This window comes from Heliomarina sp. (genome assembly GCF_052826185.1).
In genome coordinates this window covers 121,041-139,177 of the sequence record NZ_JBRBUI010000054.1, presented here as the reverse complement: position 1 = coordinate 139,177, position 18,137 = coordinate 121,041, and the positions used below count along the sequence as shown (strand labels likewise).

The 18,137-nt window shown below is 60.0% G+C and carries 20 protein-coding genes; 12 read left to right on the top strand and 8 right to left on the bottom strand.

Features of this window, described 5'->3' with window-relative positions:
• Window positions 1-29 precede the first annotated feature (29 nt).
• Complete coding sequence (locus ACU0FH_RS18865; RefSeq protein WP_088633836.1) at window positions 30-458, top strand: VOC family protein; 429 nt, start codon at window positions 30-32, stop codon at window positions 456-458.
• Window positions 458-1,168, top strand: a complete 711-nt coding sequence (locus ACU0FH_RS18860; RefSeq protein ID WP_446196297.1) for a DUF1194 domain-containing protein — start codon at window positions 458-460, stop codon at window positions 1,166-1,168. Before ACU0FH_RS18865 ends, ACU0FH_RS18860 begins: the two co-directional genes overlap by 1 nt.
• A gap of 58 nt (window positions 1,169-1,226) precedes the next feature.
• Here the strand turns inward: ACU0FH_RS18860 and ACU0FH_RS18855 are convergent, their stop codons facing one another.
• From ACU0FH_RS18855 to ACU0FH_RS18845, 3 genes are all read right to left on the bottom strand, one after another.
• On the bottom strand, window positions 1,227-1,724 hold the full coding sequence (locus ACU0FH_RS18855) for a MarR family winged helix-turn-helix transcriptional regulator (RefSeq protein WP_446196295.1): 498 nt from the start codon (window positions 1,722-1,724) through the stop codon (window positions 1,227-1,229).
• A gap of 74 nt (window positions 1,725-1,798) precedes the next feature.
• Window positions 1,799-2,056, bottom strand: coding sequence for a succinate dehydrogenase assembly factor 2 (locus ACU0FH_RS18850; RefSeq protein ID WP_446196294.1), 258 nt, complete (start codon window positions 2,054-2,056; stop codon window positions 1,799-1,801).
• Window positions 2,053-2,454, bottom strand: a complete 402-nt coding sequence (locus ACU0FH_RS18845) for a helix-turn-helix domain-containing protein (protein ID WP_446196982.1) — start codon at window positions 2,452-2,454, stop codon at window positions 2,053-2,055. Before ACU0FH_RS18845 ends, ACU0FH_RS18850 begins: the two co-directional genes overlap by 4 nt.
• 102 nt (window positions 2,455-2,556) lie before the next feature.
• On the opposite strand from ACU0FH_RS18845, the gene ACU0FH_RS18840 reads away from it, so the two are divergent.
• Genes ACU0FH_RS18840 through ACU0FH_RS18830 form a run of 3 tightly spaced genes read left to right on the top strand, consistent with a single transcriptional unit; the run spans window position 2,557 to window position 4,563 of the window.
• Entirely contained in the window at window positions 2,557-3,759 is a 1,203-nt protein-coding gene (locus ACU0FH_RS18840; protein ID WP_446196293.1) for a pyridoxal phosphate-dependent aminotransferase, read from the top strand.
• A 3-nt stretch (window positions 3,760-3,762) separates the two neighbouring features.
• Window positions 3,763-4,134, top strand: a complete 372-nt coding sequence (locus ACU0FH_RS18835; protein WP_446196292.1) for a bleomycin resistance protein — start codon at window positions 3,763-3,765, stop codon at window positions 4,132-4,134.
• Between the two features lie 3 nt (window positions 4,135-4,137).
• Window positions 4,138-4,563, top strand: a complete 426-nt coding sequence (locus ACU0FH_RS18830) for a hypothetical protein (protein ID WP_446196291.1) — start codon at window positions 4,138-4,140, stop codon at window positions 4,561-4,563.
• On the opposite strand, the gene ACU0FH_RS18825 is transcribed toward ACU0FH_RS18830, so the two are convergent.
• A complete protein-coding gene (locus tag ACU0FH_RS18825; RefSeq protein WP_446196289.1) occupies window positions 4,554-5,900 on the bottom strand; it encodes an MATE family efflux transporter in 1,347 nt (448 codons plus the stop codon). The two genes, ACU0FH_RS18830 and ACU0FH_RS18825, sit on opposite strands and share 10 nt — an antisense overlap.
• A gap of 214 nt (window positions 5,901-6,114) precedes the next feature.
• Here ACU0FH_RS18825 and ACU0FH_RS18820 point away from each other — a divergent pair, with 214 nt between their 5' ends.
• Window positions 6,115-7,404, top strand: a complete 1,290-nt coding sequence (locus ACU0FH_RS18820; protein ID WP_446196287.1) for an alpha/beta hydrolase family protein — start codon at window positions 6,115-6,117, stop codon at window positions 7,402-7,404.
• Window positions 7,405-7,493: 89 nt separating this feature from the next.
• Window positions 7,494-8,372 (top strand): alpha/beta fold hydrolase, encoded by an 879-nt coding sequence (locus ACU0FH_RS18815; RefSeq protein ID WP_446196286.1) that lies wholly within the window; start codon window positions 7,494-7,496, stop codon window positions 8,370-8,372.
• Window positions 8,373-8,570: 198 nt separating this feature from the next.
• Here the strand turns inward: ACU0FH_RS18815 and ACU0FH_RS18810 are convergent, their stop codons facing one another.
• From ACU0FH_RS18810 to ACU0FH_RS18795, 4 genes are all read right to left on the bottom strand, one after another.
• Window positions 8,571-9,275, bottom strand: a complete 705-nt coding sequence (locus ACU0FH_RS18810; RefSeq protein WP_446196285.1) for a YoaK family protein — start codon at window positions 9,273-9,275, stop codon at window positions 8,571-8,573.
• Between the two features lie 158 nt (window positions 9,276-9,433).
• Window positions 9,434-10,915 carry a sulfotransferase gene (locus ACU0FH_RS18805; RefSeq protein WP_446196283.1) on the bottom strand — a complete coding sequence of 494 codons (1,482 nt, stop codon included), beginning with the start codon at window positions 10,913-10,915 and terminating at the stop codon, window positions 9,434-9,436.
• 2 nt (window positions 10,916-10,917) lie between these two features.
• Window positions 10,918-11,130: a hypothetical protein gene (locus ACU0FH_RS18800; RefSeq protein WP_446196282.1), complete on the bottom strand. Its 213-nt coding sequence runs from the start codon at window positions 11,128-11,130 to the stop codon at window positions 10,918-10,920.
• The gene (locus tag ACU0FH_RS18795; protein ID WP_446196281.1) at window positions 11,130-12,473 is read right to left on the bottom strand and encodes an arylsulfotransferase family protein; all 1,344 of its coding nucleotides are present in this window, start codon (window positions 12,471-12,473) and stop codon (window positions 11,130-11,132) included. The genes ACU0FH_RS18800 and ACU0FH_RS18795 overlap by 1 nt, the downstream gene beginning before the upstream one ends.
• A 477-nt stretch (window positions 12,474-12,950) precedes the next feature.
• Between ACU0FH_RS18795 and parE the strand changes: the two genes are divergently transcribed.
• The 5 genes from parE (at window position 12,951) to ACU0FH_RS18770 (ending at window position 18,133) form a co-directional block, all read left to right on the top strand.
• Window positions 12,951-14,906 carry a DNA topoisomerase IV subunit B gene (parE, locus tag ACU0FH_RS18790; protein WP_446196280.1) on the top strand — a complete coding sequence of 652 codons (1,956 nt, stop codon included), beginning with the start codon at window positions 12,951-12,953 and terminating at the stop codon, window positions 14,904-14,906.
• Window positions 14,903-15,796, top strand: a complete 894-nt coding sequence (locus ACU0FH_RS18785) for a hypothetical protein (protein ID WP_446196278.1) — start codon at window positions 14,903-14,905, stop codon at window positions 15,794-15,796. Before parE ends, ACU0FH_RS18785 begins: the two co-directional genes overlap by 4 nt.
• A gap of 424 nt (window positions 15,797-16,220) precedes the next feature.
• Window positions 16,221-16,511, top strand: coding sequence for a hypothetical protein (locus ACU0FH_RS18780; RefSeq protein WP_446196277.1), 291 nt, complete (start codon window positions 16,221-16,223; stop codon window positions 16,509-16,511).
• Window positions 16,512-16,839: 328 nt separating this feature from the next.
• Window positions 16,840-17,661, top strand: coding sequence for a hypothetical protein (locus ACU0FH_RS18775; RefSeq protein WP_446196276.1), 822 nt, complete (start codon window positions 16,840-16,842; stop codon window positions 17,659-17,661).
• A gap of 67 nt (window positions 17,662-17,728) precedes the next feature.
• The gene (locus tag ACU0FH_RS18770) at window positions 17,729-18,133 is read left to right on the top strand and encodes a PaaI family thioesterase (protein ID WP_446196275.1); all 405 of its coding nucleotides are present in this window, start codon (window positions 17,729-17,731) and stop codon (window positions 18,131-18,133) included.
• The last annotated feature ends 4 nt before the right edge of the window (window positions 18,134-18,137 follow it).

The following is an 18,137-nucleotide window of genomic DNA, read 5'->3' as shown; positions in this document are numbered from 1 at the left end:
AAGTTCGCGGGAGCAAACGGAGAATACACATGCCGCTAACCTATCTGCACACAATGGTCCGCGTGAAGGACCTTGAGAAATCGATGGCGTTCTACGCGCTTCTGGGCCTGAAAGAAATCCGCCGCCACGAAAGCGAAGAGGGCCGGTTCACGCTGGTCTTCATGGCGCCCGAAGGGCAAGAGGAATGCCCCGTGGAACTCACCTACAACTGGGATGGCGATGATGCGCTTCCCGATGACAGCCGTCATTTCGGCCATCTCGCCTATGGGGTGGACGATATCTATGCCACCTGCCAGCATCTGATGGACAATGGCGTAACGATCAACCGCCCGCCGCGCGATGGGCGCATGGCTTTTGTCCGCTCGCCCGACAATGTCTCGGTCGAATTGCTGCAAAACGGCGATTCCCGGGAACCGGCGGAACCCTGGGCCTCCATGAGCAATACCGGACACTGGTAATGTGGCGGCTGGCCTGCGTTTTCTCCCTGCTCTTGCCGCTTGCGGCAAAGGCACAGGATTGCAGGCTCGCCCTTGTCCTCGCGCTTGATGTCTCCTCTTCGGTCAATGCCGAAGAGGATGCGCTCCAGCGCAAGGGACTTGCCGCCGCGCTGCTTTCGCCCGAGGTGCAGCGCGCCTTCTTCGCGGTGGACGTACCGGTGGCGCTGGCTGTTTTTGAGTGGAGCGGCCGGTACAATCAGGAACTGCTCCTCGACTGGCAGTTGATCGGTACTCGAGAGGATCTGTTGAACGCGGCCAGCGTTATTGGCCTCTCCAACCGCAGTCACAGCGAATTCCCGACCGCGATGGGCTATGCGCTTGGCTATGGCGCGCGCCTGCTCAGCCGTGCCCCCGCCTGCCTTTTCCGCACCATCGATATCGCCGGAGATGGCATAAATAACGAAGGTTTCGGCCCCGAGCAGGCCTATGCCCAGTTCCCCTTTGCCGATGTGACCGTCAACGGGCTTGTCGTGAACAACTCGGATTACGAAGCCGAACGCTCGCTGATCAGCTTTTACCGCAATTCGGTGATCTACGGCCCCGGCGCATTCCTGGAAATTGCCCAGAGTTTCGAGGATTACGAACGCGCGATGCGGCGCAAGCTGGAACGCGAACTGACGCCCCGCGCCGTCGGATTCGATCTGCGTCCGCGCAACCGGGAACCGGGATAACCTTTCGCCGTCTGATTAAAAAGGACGCCCCCGAGGGGCCGCCCCCTGCTGCTCGAACCTAGTAGATATAGCGGATCTGGTCCGTCCAGTAGCGTTCGACCCGCTTCAGCGAGCTCGTGATTTCTTCGATACCGCCGGGCCCGATGATGCCGCGTTCTTCAAGCCCCTCTGCATGGCGCAGGAACAGCCCCGACACAACATCGCGGATATTGCGCCCCTTTTCCGTCAGCCGCACCCGAACCGACCGGCGGTCGATCTCGCAGCGCTGGTGGTGCATGTAGCCCATCTCGACCAATTTCTTGAGGTTATAGCTTACGTTGCTGCCCTGGTAATAACCCCGGCTTTTCAACTCGCCCGCCGTGACCTCATTGTCACCGATATTGAACAGCAACAGCGCCTGCACGGCATTGATCTCCAGAACACCAACACGTTCGAACTCATCCTTGATAACGTCGAGCAGTAGACGATGAAGACGCTCGACCAATGCCAGCGCCTCAAGGTATCCGGCCATGAATCCTTTCGGATCCGACGGCATCAATTGCATCTCCATACTCATCAATCTCTCCGACTCGATCTGCTTCAACAGAAAGTGACCGGAAAAACCGAAGAATCGGTTAAGCTAATTTGATCTTACTTTTGAAATACTTGCGAGACATCCTGGATCAATCCAGCGTAAGCCGTTGGCGGCGCGACCTGCCCGGTAACCCATTGGTAAAGATCTTGATCGTTCTCGCGCAGCAGCGCGTCATAGGTATCCAGCGCCGCCGGGCTCATCTTGGCAAGATTGGCATCGGCATAGGCGGTCAGGATCAGGTCCATTTCCTTGATCCCGCGCCGCATCGACCGCATCTTCAGCCGCTTGAGCCGGTCTTCGTGGCTTTCGTTCATACGGTCTCTTCCGCTTTCATCGCCTGCCGGATGCGCTTTTCCAGCCGCGCGGCCCGCTCGGAATTGGCCCGCATGGCGGTGCGGATTTCGCGCAGCTCCGCCGCATAGCCTGCAAGATCGCTCACCGTATCCGCCGCATCGTCGGGCGCGCTCATGCCTTCGCCCTCGCCGGTCAGCAGCCATGTGATCGATACGTTCAAAAGCCCCGCCATCATCGACAGCTTGTTGGCACGCGGTTCGGAAATGTCATCTTCCCAACCCGTCAGCGTCGATTTTTTCACACCAAGGCACCGCGCAAGATGCGATTGGCTCATTCCCGCCGCTTCCCGCGCTGCGGCGACCCGGTCTCCGAAAGTTGCAGCATCGGGTCCGTACCAATCCGTCGTATCATCCATCATGTCGTGGCGCTCCGTCTTGAGTTGCATTCTTGAGTTGCGTCTTGATCAGATATGGTGCCCAGCATAAGACAGTCGAGCCGTAGATACAAACCCGAGGCCCAAATGTCCTTCCTTTCCGATACCCTGTCGCGCGTCAAACCGTCGCCCACCATCGCCGTCACCACCATGGCCAACGAGCTCAAGGCCGCCGGGCGCGACGTGATCGGCCTCGGCGCGGGCGAGCCGGATTTCGATACGCCCCAGAACATCAAGGACGCCGCCGTCGCGGCGATCGCAGCGGGCAAGACGAAATACACCGCGCCCGACGGGATCATCGAGCTGAAACAGGCGATCTGCGCCAAGTTCGCCCGCGAAAACGGGCTGACCTACGAACCCAAGCAGATCTCGGTCGGCACCGGCGGCAAGCAGAACCTCTATAACGCGCTGACCGCCACGCTGAACCCTGGCGACGAGGTCATCATCCCCGCGCCCTACTGGGTGTCCTACCCGGACATGGTGCTTCTGGCGGGCGGCGAACCCGTCGCCGTCGAGGCCACGCTCGAGAACAATTTCAAGATCACCGCCGAACAGCTCGAAGCGGCGATCACCCCCAAGACCAAATGGTTCATCTTCAACTCGCCCTCGAACCCGACCGGCGCGGGCTATTCCCATGATGAACTCAAGGCGCTGACCGATGTGCTGATGAAGCACCCGCATGTCTGGATCATGTCCGACGATATGTACGAACACCTCGCCTATGACGGGTTCGAATTCTGCACCCCTGCACAGGTCGAACCCGGTCTCTACGACCGCACGCTCACCTGCAACGGTGTCTCCAAGGCCTATGCCATGACCGGCTGGCGCATCGGCTACGCCGCCGGCCCCGAAAAGCTGATCGCCGCGATGCGCAAGGTACAAAGCCAGTCAACCTCGAACCCCTGCACCATCAGCCAGTGGGCCGCGGTCGAGGCGCTGAACGGCACGCAGGATTTCCTTGCTCCGAACAACGAGACCTTCAAACGCCGCCGCGATCTGGTGGTCGAGGCGCTGAGCGCCATCGACGGCATCACCTGCCCGGTTCCCGAAGGCGCCTTCTATGTCTACCCCTCGATCAAAGGCCTGATCGGCAAGACCACCGACAAGGGCGTCAAGATCGAGAATGACGAGGATTTCGCCAAGGCCCTGCTGGAAGACACCGGCGTCGCCGTAGTCTTTGGCGCGGCCTTCGGTCTCTCGCCCAACTTCCGGGTCAGCTATGCGACCTCGGACGAGAACCTGAAAGAAGCCTGCGCGCGTATCACCAAGTTCTGCGCGGGTCTCAAGTAACGCATGACCGGCGCGAGGATTACCGCCAACCTGCCAAGCCGCGATTTCGACCGGACCGAGACCTTTTACCACCGGCTCGGCTTTGAAACGCGCTTTCGCAACGATGGCTGGATGATCCTCGCGCTTGGCGATGCCTTGGTGGAATTCTTTCCCCACCCCAAGCTCGACGCCCGCGACAGCTGGTTCTCCGCCTGCCTGCGTAGCGCGGATATCGACGCGCTGCATGCGCGGTTCGCTACCGCAGACCTGCCCGAAGACGACCGGTCGATCCCGCGCCTCACCACCCCGTTCCAGCTTCAGGATGCGCCGCGCATGTTCGCCCTTGTCGACGAGGACGGCAGCCTCTGGCGCGTGCTTGAAGAAACGGAGGCGTAAACCTTGGCCAACCTGCCCGACTATTACTTCCGCGTCCGCGAAAACGGTGCCTTTGTCTTCCGTATCGATACCGAGAACCGTCAGCGCCGGATCGACATGGACCAGATCGCCGTGGTCAACATCCGCAATGGCGAAATCAAACCGCATGGCAACCGGACCCTGTCCGACACCGATCTCGCGGAAATCAGGGCATGGATGGAAGAGCGCACGGCCTTGCTCGCCCGCCGCGATCTCGACGATATCCACCGGACCATCGACCACATGAACCTGACCGCGCAATGGGCGCAGTCGCGTGCCAGCGACGACCAGCTCGAAGACATTACGGATGCGCTTCTGCTTGCCATGCACGACCTGCGCTCGGTTCTGGTGCGCAAAAAGGCCGACCGGCTCGAGAAAGGCGAAAAAGCCGCCCGCAAGGATCAGGCGTAACCGATCTCGCCCAGCGATTTACCCCAGAACCGCAGCATCAGCAAAAGCGCCGCCGAGGCGAGCCCCGCCGTCAGCCCCAGCCAGACCCCCACGCCGCCCCAGCCCAAGACAAAGCCCAGCAGGTAAGACACCGACAGGCCAACGGCCCAGTAGGACAGGATCGCGATCATCATCGGCACCGCCGTATCCTGCACGCCTCGCAGCAGGCCTAGCGCGATCACCTGCGCCCCGTCGACAAGCTGGAACAGCGCCGCAATCGCCAAAAGCTGCACGCCCACGATGAGGATGGCCGGCCGCGCCGGATCGTCCGGCTCGATGAACAGGCTGATCACAGGTTCCGGCACCACGAGAAAGGCGGTGACCGTGATACATGCAATTGCCAGCGACAGCAGGAAAACCACAAGCGCCCCTCGCGCCATATGCGCACGATCCCCCCGGCCAAAGGCGTTCCCTGCCCGGATCGTCGCCACGTTGGACAGGCCCAGGTGCACCATGAACGCCGCCGCCGCGACGGTGATGACAATCCCATGCGCCGCCAGCGTCACCGTGCCAAGCCAGCCCATCATCACCGAGGACGCCGCGAACAGGCTGACCTCGCAGACCGTGGTCATGCCAATCGGCAGCCCCAGCCGGAACACCTGCCCGAACATCTCCCAGTCGGGCCGCCACAGCCGCTGAAACAGGTTGTGATCGGGCAGCGCCCGGATGGCGTAGAACACGATGGCGACCAGCGAAATGCTCTGCGTCAGAACCGAGGCAATCGCCGCCCCGCGCAGACCCAGTTCCGGCGCGCCAAGATTGCCAAAGATCAGGATGTAATTCGCCAGCGCATTGCTGATGGCTGCCAGAACCGTGATCCAAAGCACGATCCGCGTGCGCTCCAGCGCCGCGAGATAGGATTTGATCACCATCACCAAGAGCGCCGGGATCAGCCCAAAACCGGCGATCCGCAGGTACTCGCCCCCGGCTTCGGCCACTGCGGGTGTCTGCCCAAGCAGGCCCAGAAGGGTCTTCGCCTTCCACATGATCGGCATCACCAAAAGCGCAAAGCCAAGGCTCAGCCACAACCCCATCCGGGTCGCCCGACGTACCGAAACCTCGTCGTCGCGCGCAGCAGCCGCCGCCACCATCGGCATCACCGCCAGCGCGAATCCCGACCCGAGCATGAAAAAGACAAAGAAATAGCTGTGCGACAGGGTCACGGCGGCCAGCGCCTCGACCGAATACCAGCCCAGCATCACCGTATCCGTCAGCCCAATGGCATATTGCGCCAGATGCCCTCCGATGAGGGGCAGACCCAGGAAAAGGATCGCCTTGGCATGGCCACCATATGTCATGTGAACGCTCATAAATTGTGCAATATGTGTATTGCACGCCCCCCGCAAGAGGCCACGAACCGGGCTGTCAAGATCACGCGTCCGTCCCGTCAAACCCGGCCGAGCACGTTCTAATATTTCGGGAAATCCCGCCTGTGGATAAGATTATTATGGTCACGTCACATTAACCATGTACCATGAACCCCCGAACTGAATGCACAAGACCGGAGACGACATGCGTACTGCCCTGACATCTCTCGCCCTGACCGCCAGCCTCGCCGCCGGCACCGTCCACGCCGAGAACCGGATCGACCGGATTCGCCCCGACGCGCCTGAACTTGCCGCCTATGGCGCCATGCCCATCGGTGTGACAACGCTGGAATTCACCAATCCTGACCAGATCGACATCGTGAACACCTCCGAGGGCAGCGAACCGACCTATGACCGCCCCCTCACGGTCGAGGTCTGGTACCCGGCGGAGGAAGGCACCGAGCCGGGCGGCACCTATCAGGCGATCCTGCGCGACGGCGTGACCGAGGTCACGCTGCATGGCCGCGCCGCCCGCGATGCCACCCCGGTCAGCGGGGAAACCTTTCCGCTTGTCGTGATCAGCCACGGCTATCCCGGCAACCGTTTCCTGATGTCGCACCTTGGCGAAAACCTCGCCTCCAAGGGCTATGTCGCGGTCTCCATCGACCACAAGGACAGCACCTATGACGACAAGGGCGCCTTTGGCTCGACCCTGCTGAACCGCCCCATCGACCAGAAATTCGTGATCGACCAGATGGCCGCGCTTGACAGCCCCATCGGCGCGATCACCGATGCCGAAACCACCGGCGTCATCGGCTATTCCATGGGCGGCTACGGCGCGATGATCTTTGGCGGCGCGGGCGTCACGCAGGCCAGCACCGAATACAGCTGGGGCACACCGAACGGGCTACTCTCGCGCCACCTCGCGGGCTCGCAAACCCATGCCGACCTGATCGATCCGCGCGTCAAAGCGATGATCGCCATCGGACCCTGGGGCATGAACACTGGCTTCTGGGATGCCGAAGGGCTCAAGGGCTTTGAGAAACCGCTCCTTCTGATGGCCGGCAGTGTCGATGACGTGTCCGTCTACCCTGCGATCCGACAGATTTTCGAGGGCACCACCAACACCACCCGCCACCTGCTGACCTTCATCGGTGCGAACCACAATGCCGCAGCACCAATGCCCGCCCCCGAGGAAAGCTGGGAATTCGACGAGGCGCTCGGTTTCGCCCCGTTCGAGCATTATGCCGACGCGGTCTGGGACACCAACCGCATGAACAACATCACCCAGCATTTCGCCACCGCCTTCATGGATCTCCACCTCAAGGAAGATCAGCAGATGGCCGAATATTTCGACCTCGTGGAACAGTCGGATGACGGTGTCGTCGCGCTGGACGACGCGGGCAAGCCAACCGACGATCACAGCCAGTGGAAGGGCTTTCCCGATCGCACCGCCAAGGGTCTGCGCTTCGAAACCCTGCCCGCCGGCGAGTGATCCCAGACAGGTGGCCTGCCTGGGCGGGCCACCTCTTTCCCTCACACCCAAGTCACTCTAACCTGCCCCGACAAGGGAGAGAATTTTACATGCAATCGGAAACCGTCGAGCTTAATGGCCACCCGTTCTTTGTCCGCAGCTGGGGCGATCCGTCCCTGCCCAAGCTGCTGCTCCTGCACGGTTTTCCGGAATATGGCGGCGCGTGGAGCGATCTTGCACCCAAGCTTTCCGACCGTTTTCACGTGATCGCCCCCGACCAGCGCGGCTATGGCCAGAGCTGGGCACCGGATGGCGTGGATATGTACACCGGTTCCGCCCTGACCAAGGATATGGTCGCGCTGATCGACCATTACGGCAGCGGACCGGTCACCGTCTTTGGCCACGACTGGGGCGCAGCTGTCGCCTATGGGCTGGCGATGTTCTACCCCGATCACGTCTCGCGCCTGATCATCGCCAATGGTGTCCACCCGGTGCCCTTCCAGCGCGCGATGGCATCAGGCGGCGCGCAATCCGAGGCCTCGGCCTATATCGGCTATCTCCGCCGCCCGGATTCCCACATAAAGCTCGCCGAGAACAACTTCGAAAAGATGATGGATTTCTTCACCCGGCACATGGGTACCAACTGGGTCGATCCCGACCGGGCCGAGGAATACAAGACCGAATGGGCCCGTGACGGACGGCTCGAAACCATGATCAACTGGTACCGCGCCTCGCCCCTGCGCCTTGCCAAACCGGGCGAGCCGATCACCGACCTGCCCGAGTTTCCCTCCGACCGCCTCATGGTCCGCTGCCCCCACCTTCTGATCTGGGGCGAACAGGACGGCGCGCTTTTGCCCGAAGCCAACGAGGGCCTCGAGGATTTCGCCCCCGACCTCACCCGCAAAAACCTCCCCGACGCCGATCACTGGCTGATCCACACCCACGCGGAGGAGATTGCGGGGATGGTGAAAGAGTGGATGCCGGATTGAACATCGCGACCGGCGCGGCTGTTACCCAGTCATTCGCAAATCTGCGAAAGACATCGTACGTGACTCCAAGGTCGCGGATCGACAGTTTGCCATTCGCAAACGCCAAGCCCTAAACCGGCAGGTTTCAGCAAAGACCGGGCCGCTCTCCAGTCATGCTTCTTCAATCACTCGACGCTCAAAGCCGAAACAGCTTCAAAATCAGCCCCTGCCAAGCCGACGCGCCCGCCCGATCTCGGGCAAGCCAATCAATAGTAGCGCCCCGGCAGCAATCGCGAAAAACCAGTTACCAACCCAGTTGAACACGATGGCTCCGAGGATGCCGCCAACTGCAAAGGCCGAAAGCGTGAGGGTGTGAAGTTTGAGCCGGGCGGCCGCCTCGCTCCTGCCCTCGGAATCACTGGAAAGCGACGCCAGCCCGATCCCGATATCGGTTGCCATGCCGGACACATGCGTCGTGCGCACCCGGGCCTCCGAGATCAGCGTCGTGACCGCGTTCTGAAACCCCATAACGAAACTTAGCGTGATGGTCATGAGAGCAGCTGACACCCCGCCAGATGCGACCGCCAGTCCGGCGGAGAGCACAATCAATAGACATGCCTCCACGACGATCGCCCATGCGAATGCGCCGTGAACCCGCCTTGCTAGTTCGTGATAGATTAAAGCCGCAGCGGAATAAGCCCCCGAGACGAAAGCGACAACCAACGGCACCAGCCACAGGGCCAAGGCGTATCGCCCCGTCACAAGGTAATCCGCAAAGGCAGACACGTTGCCGGTCATGTTCGCCGTGAACACCCCCGCTGCAAGAAACCCCGCCGCGTTCAGAGCCCCGGCAATCGTCGCAAGAATACCGGCAAGCGCCAGGTTAATTCGTTCTGTACGCTCCTGCCCGACGTGTATCAGCATATTTATACTTGGATTATGTGACTTCCCGCGCAGGTTAGGATGTCGTCGTGAAATTGTCAGCCCGCGAAACCATCATCGTAGGGGCAGAGGTCATCCCTGTCATCGGCAACTAAGCTGGCCGATTAAACCGAGCGGCCTGCCCCCCCGAAAGACGGCACCTAAGCCTCTACCGGAACCGCCCCCCGCACCGCCCGCGCATTCAGCTCTTCATAAAGCGCCTGCGCCTCGACCAGCAGCTCGGACGAATAGGCAGAGCTATCCCCCAAATCCGCGCCGGGCCGGAAATACTTCGTGAAATCCACGTCCCCGTGATCCAGACCGATCCGGTCGCAAAGCGCGTGCATCGTACCCTGCGGATCGGATCGCAGATCGTCCTGCGCCACGAGGTGACACCCCTCCCCGTTCTGCCGGATCTCGCGAAAGGCCGCGATCCAGTAGGCCAACCAGTAATCGGGAGACGTTGACTCCCGCTCTCCCGGTGCAAACCCCTCAAAGGCAATCGGACGCATCAACTCGCCGAACTCAAGATGGCCGATGTCATTCATGTAGCGCCGCGAAAACGGGTCCTCCGCGTGGCGGGTAAGGAAATTCTTGTGCTGCCGGAGGAGCGAGGCCGCATGGGTCACCGGATGGCGCAGCGGCACGATCACCTCGGCCCCCGGAAACATCTCGGGGATCACCGTCAGCCGCGCGATATTGGCGTTGTTTTTCGACACGTAATGCACATCGCCGCCCGCCGCCCTGTCGCCCTTGCGCAGCAGGATGATCTTGGACATGTGCCGCCGCATCACGTCCCGCGCCTTTTCCTTGATATCCCCCGGACGCCAAAGCGCAATCTTGTTCCCATTGTATTTCTCGGGCCAGTAAAGCCGCCAAAGCACCTCGTCAAAGGCTTCGGGGCTCTCAAGATCAATCTCCATCCCGTCCCCATGCGCCCGCTCCCGCCGGGCGACCGAACGGTTCCCGCCCAGCTTGCTCCACAAGAGCGGCGCGGTCAGAAACGGCATATCCGCATAGCGATGCGTGGCCACGTTCGGCAGGTCGTGCAGCGCGTTCAGCAGGGCAGTCGTCCCGCCCCGCGCCAGCGAAGTGATGAATATCGGCCCCGCCGGTTTCACCCCCGCCACCTTGCCGGAAAACAGGCTGTCATCGCTCGCCGCCAGCCGCCGCATCAGCCCCGGCGAGGCAAAGGCAAGCGTATGCACCATCTGGTCGCCCGCGCTGTAGCCTTCGCTTGGCTCGGCCTCTTTCTTGCCGCCCAGCAGTCGCGACAGGATCGACCCGACCACGATTGCCACGACCGACACGATGACGATGAACTCCCAGCTCAGCATCATATCCATCGACGCCTCAAGCGGCACCAGCCCCAGCCAGTCGGCCATATAGATCGGCACCGCCGCCGCAAGCAGCGACAGGATCAGCCGCAGGGCCAGACCGCCGGTCTTTTTGATCAGGTCCAGCCCGGTGCGCCGGATACTGGCCTCCTTTTCGTCATCCGACAGGGCAGGGTCGAACATGGCCGCGATCCCGGCAGAGATCGCCGCAAAGACGCCCTGCGACGAAGCGACAAGACGCGTTTTCCATATGCCGAGGCCAAATCCGACCACGGCAACAAGGCAGACAAGTACAGGACCGATCAAGTTCAGCTATCGCGGCTGGGTACTGTCGGCGTGTCGGACTTGCGCGATTTCATCATCCGCTTGACCGGGTACCAGACAAACCCGACCACCAGCAGCACAACGCCCACAGCCAGCGCGATGGTCAGGGCAATGGCACCCAGACCGGCACCCGGTCCGATATAGGCATGGGCGGGGCCCGCCGCGTTCAGAATGCTCAGAGCAAGAGCAAGGGTCATCAATTTCCGTTGCATGTCAGTTCAGCCTCTCTGAAAAAATTTTCGTCAAGTTCTGGGGGTAGTACTTCGGCCCAGTAAATCCGAAGCAGTCCTTCTTCGGTCTGGTTCTCGTAACGCCAGGCTAATTTCCTGTCGGGTGTATATTCCACCAAGCGGCCATCATCCGAAACGACGATCAGCGTATTGCCATTTGGCAGGGGCTGATGGACGCTCATGATCTGGCTGAAAAATTCCGTTTCCGGGTCGGCTCCGTCGATCACCACGCGCCGCTCCCCGGTCACCGCGTTAAACTCGATGATACGGCTGCCCGTGGCCGGCTCCTGCGCATCCATGCTGAAGGTCCGGTTGTCGAACACCGAAATCCAGTCGCCTTCAACAAAATCGGGATCGTGCTGGCGCATTACCTGGCCGACATTCACGTATTTCAATGCCAGCGTGTCCGGGTCCATCACGAAGATCCCCGAGATATTGCGCAGCGAGAACATGACATCGCCGGTCTCGAATATCTCCGACTCCATGCCTTCGGGAAAGGTATCTATGTCGTTCAGATGCAACGTATCACCCCAGACCCCGTCGCCCGGATTAGCCCTGTCCGATACGTATAGCAGGCCTTCGTAATCGCTGTTCAGCAACACGTCGATCACCGGGATCGTGCGCAGGATCTCGCCGTCCATGCTGATGTTCTGCATGGTCCAGTCGCGCAGGTTCGCCGCGTGCATCGGATAGGGCATAACACCTTCCTGCGGCCGCCGTTCGGCCGAGGCCCAGATCGTCCCGTCCGGCGCGTAATTGACCGAATGGTGCCCGAGATTGTCGAGCTTCCACATCAGGTTGCCGCAGACATCCAACCGGAACGTGCTGTAATGCTCGAAATTTGCAACCAGCGATCCGTCCGGGAGGATCATCACCCCGTGCAGATAGATGCTGTCGGCGGGCCGGGGCGAAAAATCGCCCTCGTCACCGGGCCAGATTTCCTGCCAGTTCGGCTTCCATGAATGGATCACGCGACCCTCGCGGTCCATCACCTTCACCTCGGTATGGCGGGTCTTGTAATCCCCCGCGACCGCAACCAGCCCCGGCGCGACCTGATCCGGCAGCGGAAAATCGATCGGGGTCTCCGAAGGCGCACGTGTCGATTGCAGCAGTTTGTCGCTCGGCGCGAGCACTTCCTTCACCGTGATGATCCCGCGCAGCATCAGCGGCCAGGGTTGCAGGTTCATCCGGATCGCGAGGATTCCGTAGCAGAACGAACCAAACAGCAGGAGAAACCCCGCGATGGTTAGAAAAATTATCTTCGACCAGTCTCGTTTTTGCGGCGACGATCCTTGGGTAGTCTTATTCATTCAATCCTCGCAACAAACTCGAACATTCTGCAACAGAGGTGAAAAATTTTATTCAATCACCATTACGGTGACTCGTCAGACGGCTTCTTTCCAGAAAAAAATAGCCTTACAGATAGATTTGACCCTGATCCGCAGGTTTCGACAATTTCCATAGCATCCGCGCGGGCCTTTCTCTCTCCGCAACCTGCGGCTGTCACGCCGAAGGCTCCCGGCTGTTCTGCAATAGAATGCGATGGCGAGGATTTTCGACCGATCTGCCCGTGATATGCCCGGAACAGGTCGGGCGAACCCGCCCGCGATTCGGCCCATCATTGGGCTATCCTCCCAGTGACTGCCGCCGCTCAACAGCCACCCGATGGCACCCTCCGGTCACATGGGTCAAATTCTCTGAATCTCGAACGGCCCGATCCCGGATTCGCCTTCCCCCACCCTTCCGGCTCTGACATACTGCCGCCCAACCAACAAAAGAGCAGCCGCATGAATGATCTCCTCTCCGGGGCCGAGCCCACCGAGTACGACGCCTCTTCCATCGAAGTTCTCGAAGGTCTCGAACCGGTCCGCAAACGCCCGGGCATGTATATCGGGGGTACCGACGAACGCGCGCTACACCATCTTGTGGCCGAGGTGCTCGATAACTCCATGGACGAGGCCGTCGCCGGACATGCCAACCGGATCGAGGTTGAACTGCACAGCGATTATTCGGTCACCATCCGCGACAACGGTCGCGGCATCCCGATCGACCCGCACCCCAAGTTCCCCGGCAAATCCGCGCTCGAGGTGATCCTCTGCACACTTCACGCGGGCGGCAAGTTTTCCGGCAAGGCGTACGAGACCTCCGGCGGTCTGCACGGGGTCGGCGCCTCGGTGGTGAACGCGCTCAGCGATTCGATGGTGGTGCAGGTCGCCCGCGACCGCCAGCTATACGAACAGCGCTTCTCTCGCGGCATTCCCCTTGGCCCGGTCGAACAGGTCGGCGCGGCCCCCAACCGACGCGGCACCACCGTCACCTTCCACGCGGACGAAGAGATTTTCGGCTCACATCGATTCAAACCCGCGCGGCTTTTCAAATCGATCCGCTCAAAGGCCTATCTGTTTTCAGGCGTCGAAATCCGCTGGAAAACCGCCATCGACGACGGTGAAACCCCGACCGAGGCAACTTTCCACTTCCCCGGCGGCCTCGCTGACTACCTGACCGAAACGCTGGGCAGTTCCTCCACCTATGCCGAACGTCCCTTTGCCGGTACCGTCGACTTCAAGGAAAAGTTCAACACGCCGGGCAAGGTCGAATGGGCGATCAACTGGACACCCTCGCGCGACGGTTTCATCCAGTCCTACTGTAACACCGTCCCCACGCCCGAGGGCGGCACCCATGAGGCCGGGTTCTGGGCCGCAATCCTCAAGGGGATCCGTGCCTATGGCGAGCTGATCTCGAACCGCAAGGCCGCCTCGATCACCCGCGAAGACCTCGTGACCGGGGGCTGCGCACTGGTCTCCTGTTTCATCCGCGAACCGGAATTCGTCGGCCAGACCAAGGACCGTCTCGCCACGACCGAGGCGCAGCGTCTTGTCGAGAATTCTGTCCGCGACCATTTCGACAACTGGCTCGCCGCCGACACCAAATCCGCGGGCGCGATCCTCGACTTTCTCGTGCTGCGTGCCGAGGAACGCCTGCGCCGCCGTCAGGAAAAGGAAACCGCCCGCAAGACGGCGACCAAGAAGCTCCGCCTGCCCGGCAAGCTGGTCGACTGCTCCGCCACCGCCCGCGACGGCACCGAGTTGTTCATCGTCGAGGGCGACTCGGCGGGCGGCTCCGCCAAGATGGCCCGCGACCGCAAGACACAGGCCCTGCTGCCGCTGCGTGGCAAAATCCTCAACGTGCTCGGCGCGGCCTCGTCGAAACTCGGCTCCAACGCCGAGATTTCCGATCTGTCACAGGCACTTGGCGTTGGACTTGGCACGCGCTTCAACCTTGATGATCTGCGTTATGACAAGATTATCATCATGACCGACGCCGACGTCGACGGCGCGCATATCGCCTCGCTGCTGATGACTTTCTTCTTTACCCAGATGCGCCCGATGATCGACGCAGGCCACCTCTACCTCGCCTGCCCCCCGCTCTTCCGCCTGACGCAGGGCGCCAAGCGCGTCTATTGCATCGACGAGGCCGAGCGCGACGAATGGCTGCAAAAAGGACTTGGCGGCAAGGGCAAGATCGACGTTTCCCGCTTCAAGGGTCTTGGCGAAATGGACGCCAAGGACCTCAAGGAAACCACGATGGACCCGAACTCCCGCAAGCTCATCCGCGTCACCATCGACGAAGACGAACCCGGCGAAACCGGAGACCTCGTCGAACGGCTCATGGGCAAGAAACCCGAACTGCGCTTTCAGTATATCCAGGAGAACGCGAAGTTCGTCGAGGAGCTGGATGTTTGAGCCTGAAACCTCGGAAAAACCCAAGTACTCTCGTCGCAAACTTAACGTCCAGCGCCAAATTTTTCGCTGAAGAAGCAATAGACAATGCTTTATCAGCTAAAGAAAAAGCTGAGGCTCGTTGGCCTTTGGCTATCTTCCACTTAGTGATTAGCCTTGAACATTTCTCGAAAGCATTGCTAGCTGAACAAAACGCCGTGTTCATCCACGAAGTCATTGATAAGCCCGGAAAAACGACATCGCTGCAAAAGACTTTTCAAAGACTAACGAATAGAGATATATACGGACTTAATTTATCACCTAAGGACATGAAAAGAATTGAAACTGCCGTAGCCTACCGAAATGACGTTGCTCATGGCACTATCGGACAGAACAGCAAAGCGCTTGAGGCCAAATTCTTTGAAATTTTTGCATTTCTTCGTGATTTTTTAAGATACCATCTGCAGATCGGCGCGGACGAGTTGGCATCGCGGGACAAAATTGATGATCTACTGGCTGTTCAAAAACAAATTTCGGAAATAGAAAAGCGCGCCAAGGAAAGTCTGGAACAGCACGACGTTTGCTGGAACTGCGTAGAATGCGGTAAAGATTTTCTGGTTGAACTAGACGGAAAGTGTATCTGCCTATTTTGCCACAACGACTGCAATGTAATCGAATGTGATCGATGTTGCCAAAACTTTCCCGAGTACGAAATTTACCAAACAGACGAGATATTTGAGTGGGAATTTTCTGAAGGTAGAGCCACTCTTGCTAACGATTTTGGCATCACAGAAAAGTTTGTTTGCCAAATATGCTATAGCAACATTCAAAAAGAGGCTGCAGAACGAGCATATCAAGATGAGCTAGACGAGACTTGGTTTTATACCAGTGGGATTTTAGACGCACGTGGATAAGCTGTTTACGTGCCAACCGATAAACCTAATCACCCTGCGTACCTAATACCTAAGAAAGCACACGTCAATTCAAACCCTTGATGCGATCTTTGAATGATTTTGAAATCGGTCTCGAAATCTCAAGAGAATGGTGAGTTTAGCTTCCACTGCTCAAGGCAAGATGACGCAGGAAAATAAAGTTAAGATATTGTAAGAATGTTAATATTATTCTTTAGATAATACCGATGAATTGTTGGGGTGGGGGCAAAGCCCCCGCCCAGGGGGGCGGTCGGGGGCTGCCCGGCCTGCGGCCGGGCGGGACATTGCCGCTAACCGGAAAACAACCTGATCCAACGATCCTCGGGGAATGCGTTCTCCGCGGCCCTCACGCAAACGTATACCATTTGTATATACAAACAGTCACATAACCGTTACACTCCACGGCATGTATAAACGTGCCCTCCTCCTGCTTTCTCTCCTCGCCACGCCGGCCTCGGCGGTCTCTCCCATTGCCGAGGCGATCTGCGAGCCGACGCCCGCGATGCATGAGAAACTGACCGGTCAGTTCGGCGCCAGCCGGGCGGCCTCGGGCATCCGCGACCCGGAACAGGTGATGGAGGTCTGGACCGACGCGCAGGGCGACTGGACGCTGGTGGTCACCTATGCCCACGGCACATCCTGCATCGTCGCGATGGGCGAACACTGGACCCCGCAAATCCCGACCGACCCTGCCTGACACGCCATGCCGCACTGCGGCGGTGTACAGGGGGTGCACAGGTGCTGCACGGATGTCACCGGGCATGAGAAAGCCCAAATGCTGCAAGTGCAGCACGCCTGACCATTCCCAGATCAGAAACAATACCCCGCAAAGGCCGCGCACCGTTTACGGTCAAAACTCTTTATGATCGACCTTCGACCAACCCCGTTTTCTCCACATGCCATTGAATTAGATACATAATCCTGGAAATCCCGCCGAACCTCCTCATTTCACGCACGGCTTCTCTACTTCGCCTTAACCTATCGTCCCTCTATACTTTTCCCTGTTGTTGTGTTGCGAGGGTCGGATGACCTGTTTTCTGCGCGGCGTCGTTGGTATGGCGCTTGTTCTGATCTCACTTCCGGCTATGTCCGATCCCATCCGCTGGGCGTTGATAGACGACTGGGACGTGGGCTTTTACCCGGCGACGCGCGGTTGCCTCGCTTTCGCGCGCTTTGACGATACCGATTTCTTTATCGGCTTCGACACTTACGAAGACGTGCCCGCGCTGGATATCACCGTGCTCGACGGGCGCTGGGAATCGATTGAACAGAACTCGCGCTATCCGATCTCCCTCGTCTTCGGGGATCAGCCGCCGTGGACGCTCGACATGCTGGGGGTCTACATGGACGGCACGCCGGGTTTGAACATCTTGATCGACGCTTCGATGGACCGCTCCGAAACCTTTGTCGATGAATTTCAGCGCGAAGCAGGCATGACATGGTCCTATGGCGATACCCAGCTGGGCAAGTTCACCCTGCGCGGCTCACGGCGCGCCTTCGAAGAGGTCCGCGCCTGCCAAGAGGCGCATCAGGACGAAATCCTGCGCATGGAGCTTGAGGAAAAAGGCATCATCGTGACCCCGGATGCACTCCCCCTCCCCACGGAGGCCGCCGCCAGTGTCACACCCGCCGCGCAAACGGACCTGAGCGCGCAGCGACCGCCGAGCGCGAGCGCAAGGGCAGTCTCCCGGCGTCCTGAGGTGGCCGCAACGGTGCCCCCGCCAGCCGCAGAACAACCCGCCCGGCCAGATGTCATCAAGGCCCAGCCAATCGCCGCGCAGAGCGTCGCGACACCGATCGCGCCGGTCGATCCCAAAGCCATCAGCGAAGCACTCGCAAGTGATTGATCTGTCGCCAGTCGACAGGCCCACAAACCCCCGCTAGGTTTGCAAAAAGATCAGCCAGGAGAGCAGGATGACGCCAGCGGACGCGCAGAAAATTCTCGATGAAAACTTCGCCGAATGGGTGCTTGCCCTGCAACCCGAGGTGCTGTCCATCGACAAGGAACACGCGCTGGTTCGTATGCCTGTGGGCCAGCATCTGATCCGCGTCGGCGGGATCGTTTCCGGGCAGGCCATGGCCGCGCTGGCCGATACGGTAATGGTGCTCGCGGCGCTGGCCCATGCGGGCGAATTCCGCCCCTTCGCCACGACCGATCTCAGCACGCAATTCCTGCGCCCGGCTTCCGGCAAGGCAATCCTCTGCCGCGCGTTTGTGGTTCGGGCGGGCAAGGCGATGACCTTTACCCGCGCCGAGATGAGCGATGAGGAAAGCGGCAAGCTGGTCTCGACCGCGACCGCCTCCTTTTACGCCGGCTGAGCCA

Excerpts from the sequence above, each read along its gene's own strand:
- ACU0FH_RS18865 (WP_088633836.1), top strand. The coding sequence starts at position 30 with ATGCCGCTAACCTATCTGCACACAATGGTCCGCGTGAAGGACCTTGAG.
- ACU0FH_RS18860 (WP_446196297.1), top strand. The coding sequence starts at position 458 with ATGTGGCGGCTGGCCTGCGTTTTCTCCCTGCTCTTGCCGCTTGCGGCA.
- ACU0FH_RS18855 (WP_446196295.1), bottom strand. The coding sequence starts at position 1,724 with ATGAGTATGGAGATGCAATTGATGCCGTCGGATCCGAAAGGATTCATG.
- ACU0FH_RS18850 (WP_446196294.1), bottom strand. The coding sequence starts at position 2,056 with ATGAACGAAAGCCACGAAGACCGGCTCAAGCGGCTGAAGATGCGGTCG.
- ACU0FH_RS18845 (WP_446196982.1), bottom strand. The coding sequence starts at position 2,454 with ATGATGGATGATACGACGGATTGGTACGGACCCGATGCTGCAACTTTC.
- ACU0FH_RS18840 (WP_446196293.1), top strand. The coding sequence starts at position 2,557 with ATGTCCTTCCTTTCCGATACCCTGTCGCGCGTCAAACCGTCGCCCACC.
- ACU0FH_RS18835 (WP_446196292.1), top strand. The coding sequence starts at position 3,763 with ATGACCGGCGCGAGGATTACCGCCAACCTGCCAAGCCGCGATTTCGAC.
- ACU0FH_RS18825 (WP_446196289.1), bottom strand. The coding sequence starts at position 5,900 with ATGACATATGGTGGCCATGCCAAGGCGATCCTTTTCCTGGGTCTGCCC.
- ACU0FH_RS18820 (WP_446196287.1), top strand. The coding sequence starts at position 6,115 with ATGCGTACTGCCCTGACATCTCTCGCCCTGACCGCCAGCCTCGCCGCC.
- ACU0FH_RS18815 (WP_446196286.1), top strand. The coding sequence starts at position 7,494 with ATGCAATCGGAAACCGTCGAGCTTAATGGCCACCCGTTCTTTGTCCGC.
- ACU0FH_RS18810 (WP_446196285.1), bottom strand. The coding sequence starts at position 9,275 with ATGCTGATACACGTCGGGCAGGAGCGTACAGAACGAATTAACCTGGCG.
- ACU0FH_RS18800 (WP_446196282.1), bottom strand. The coding sequence starts at position 11,130 with ATGACCCTTGCTCTTGCTCTGAGCATTCTGAACGCGGCGGGCCCCGCC.
- ACU0FH_RS18795 (WP_446196281.1), bottom strand. The coding sequence starts at position 12,473 with ATGAATAAGACTACCCAAGGATCGTCGCCGCAAAAACGAGACTGGTCG.
- parE (WP_446196280.1), top strand. The coding sequence starts at position 12,951 with ATGAATGATCTCCTCTCCGGGGCCGAGCCCACCGAGTACGACGCCTCT.
- ACU0FH_RS18780 (WP_446196277.1), top strand. The coding sequence starts at position 16,221 with ATGTATAAACGTGCCCTCCTCCTGCTTTCTCTCCTCGCCACGCCGGCC.
- ACU0FH_RS18775 (WP_446196276.1), top strand. The coding sequence starts at position 16,840 with ATGACCTGTTTTCTGCGCGGCGTCGTTGGTATGGCGCTTGTTCTGATC.
- ACU0FH_RS18770 (WP_446196275.1), top strand. The coding sequence starts at position 17,729 with ATGACGCCAGCGGACGCGCAGAAAATTCTCGATGAAAACTTCGCCGAA.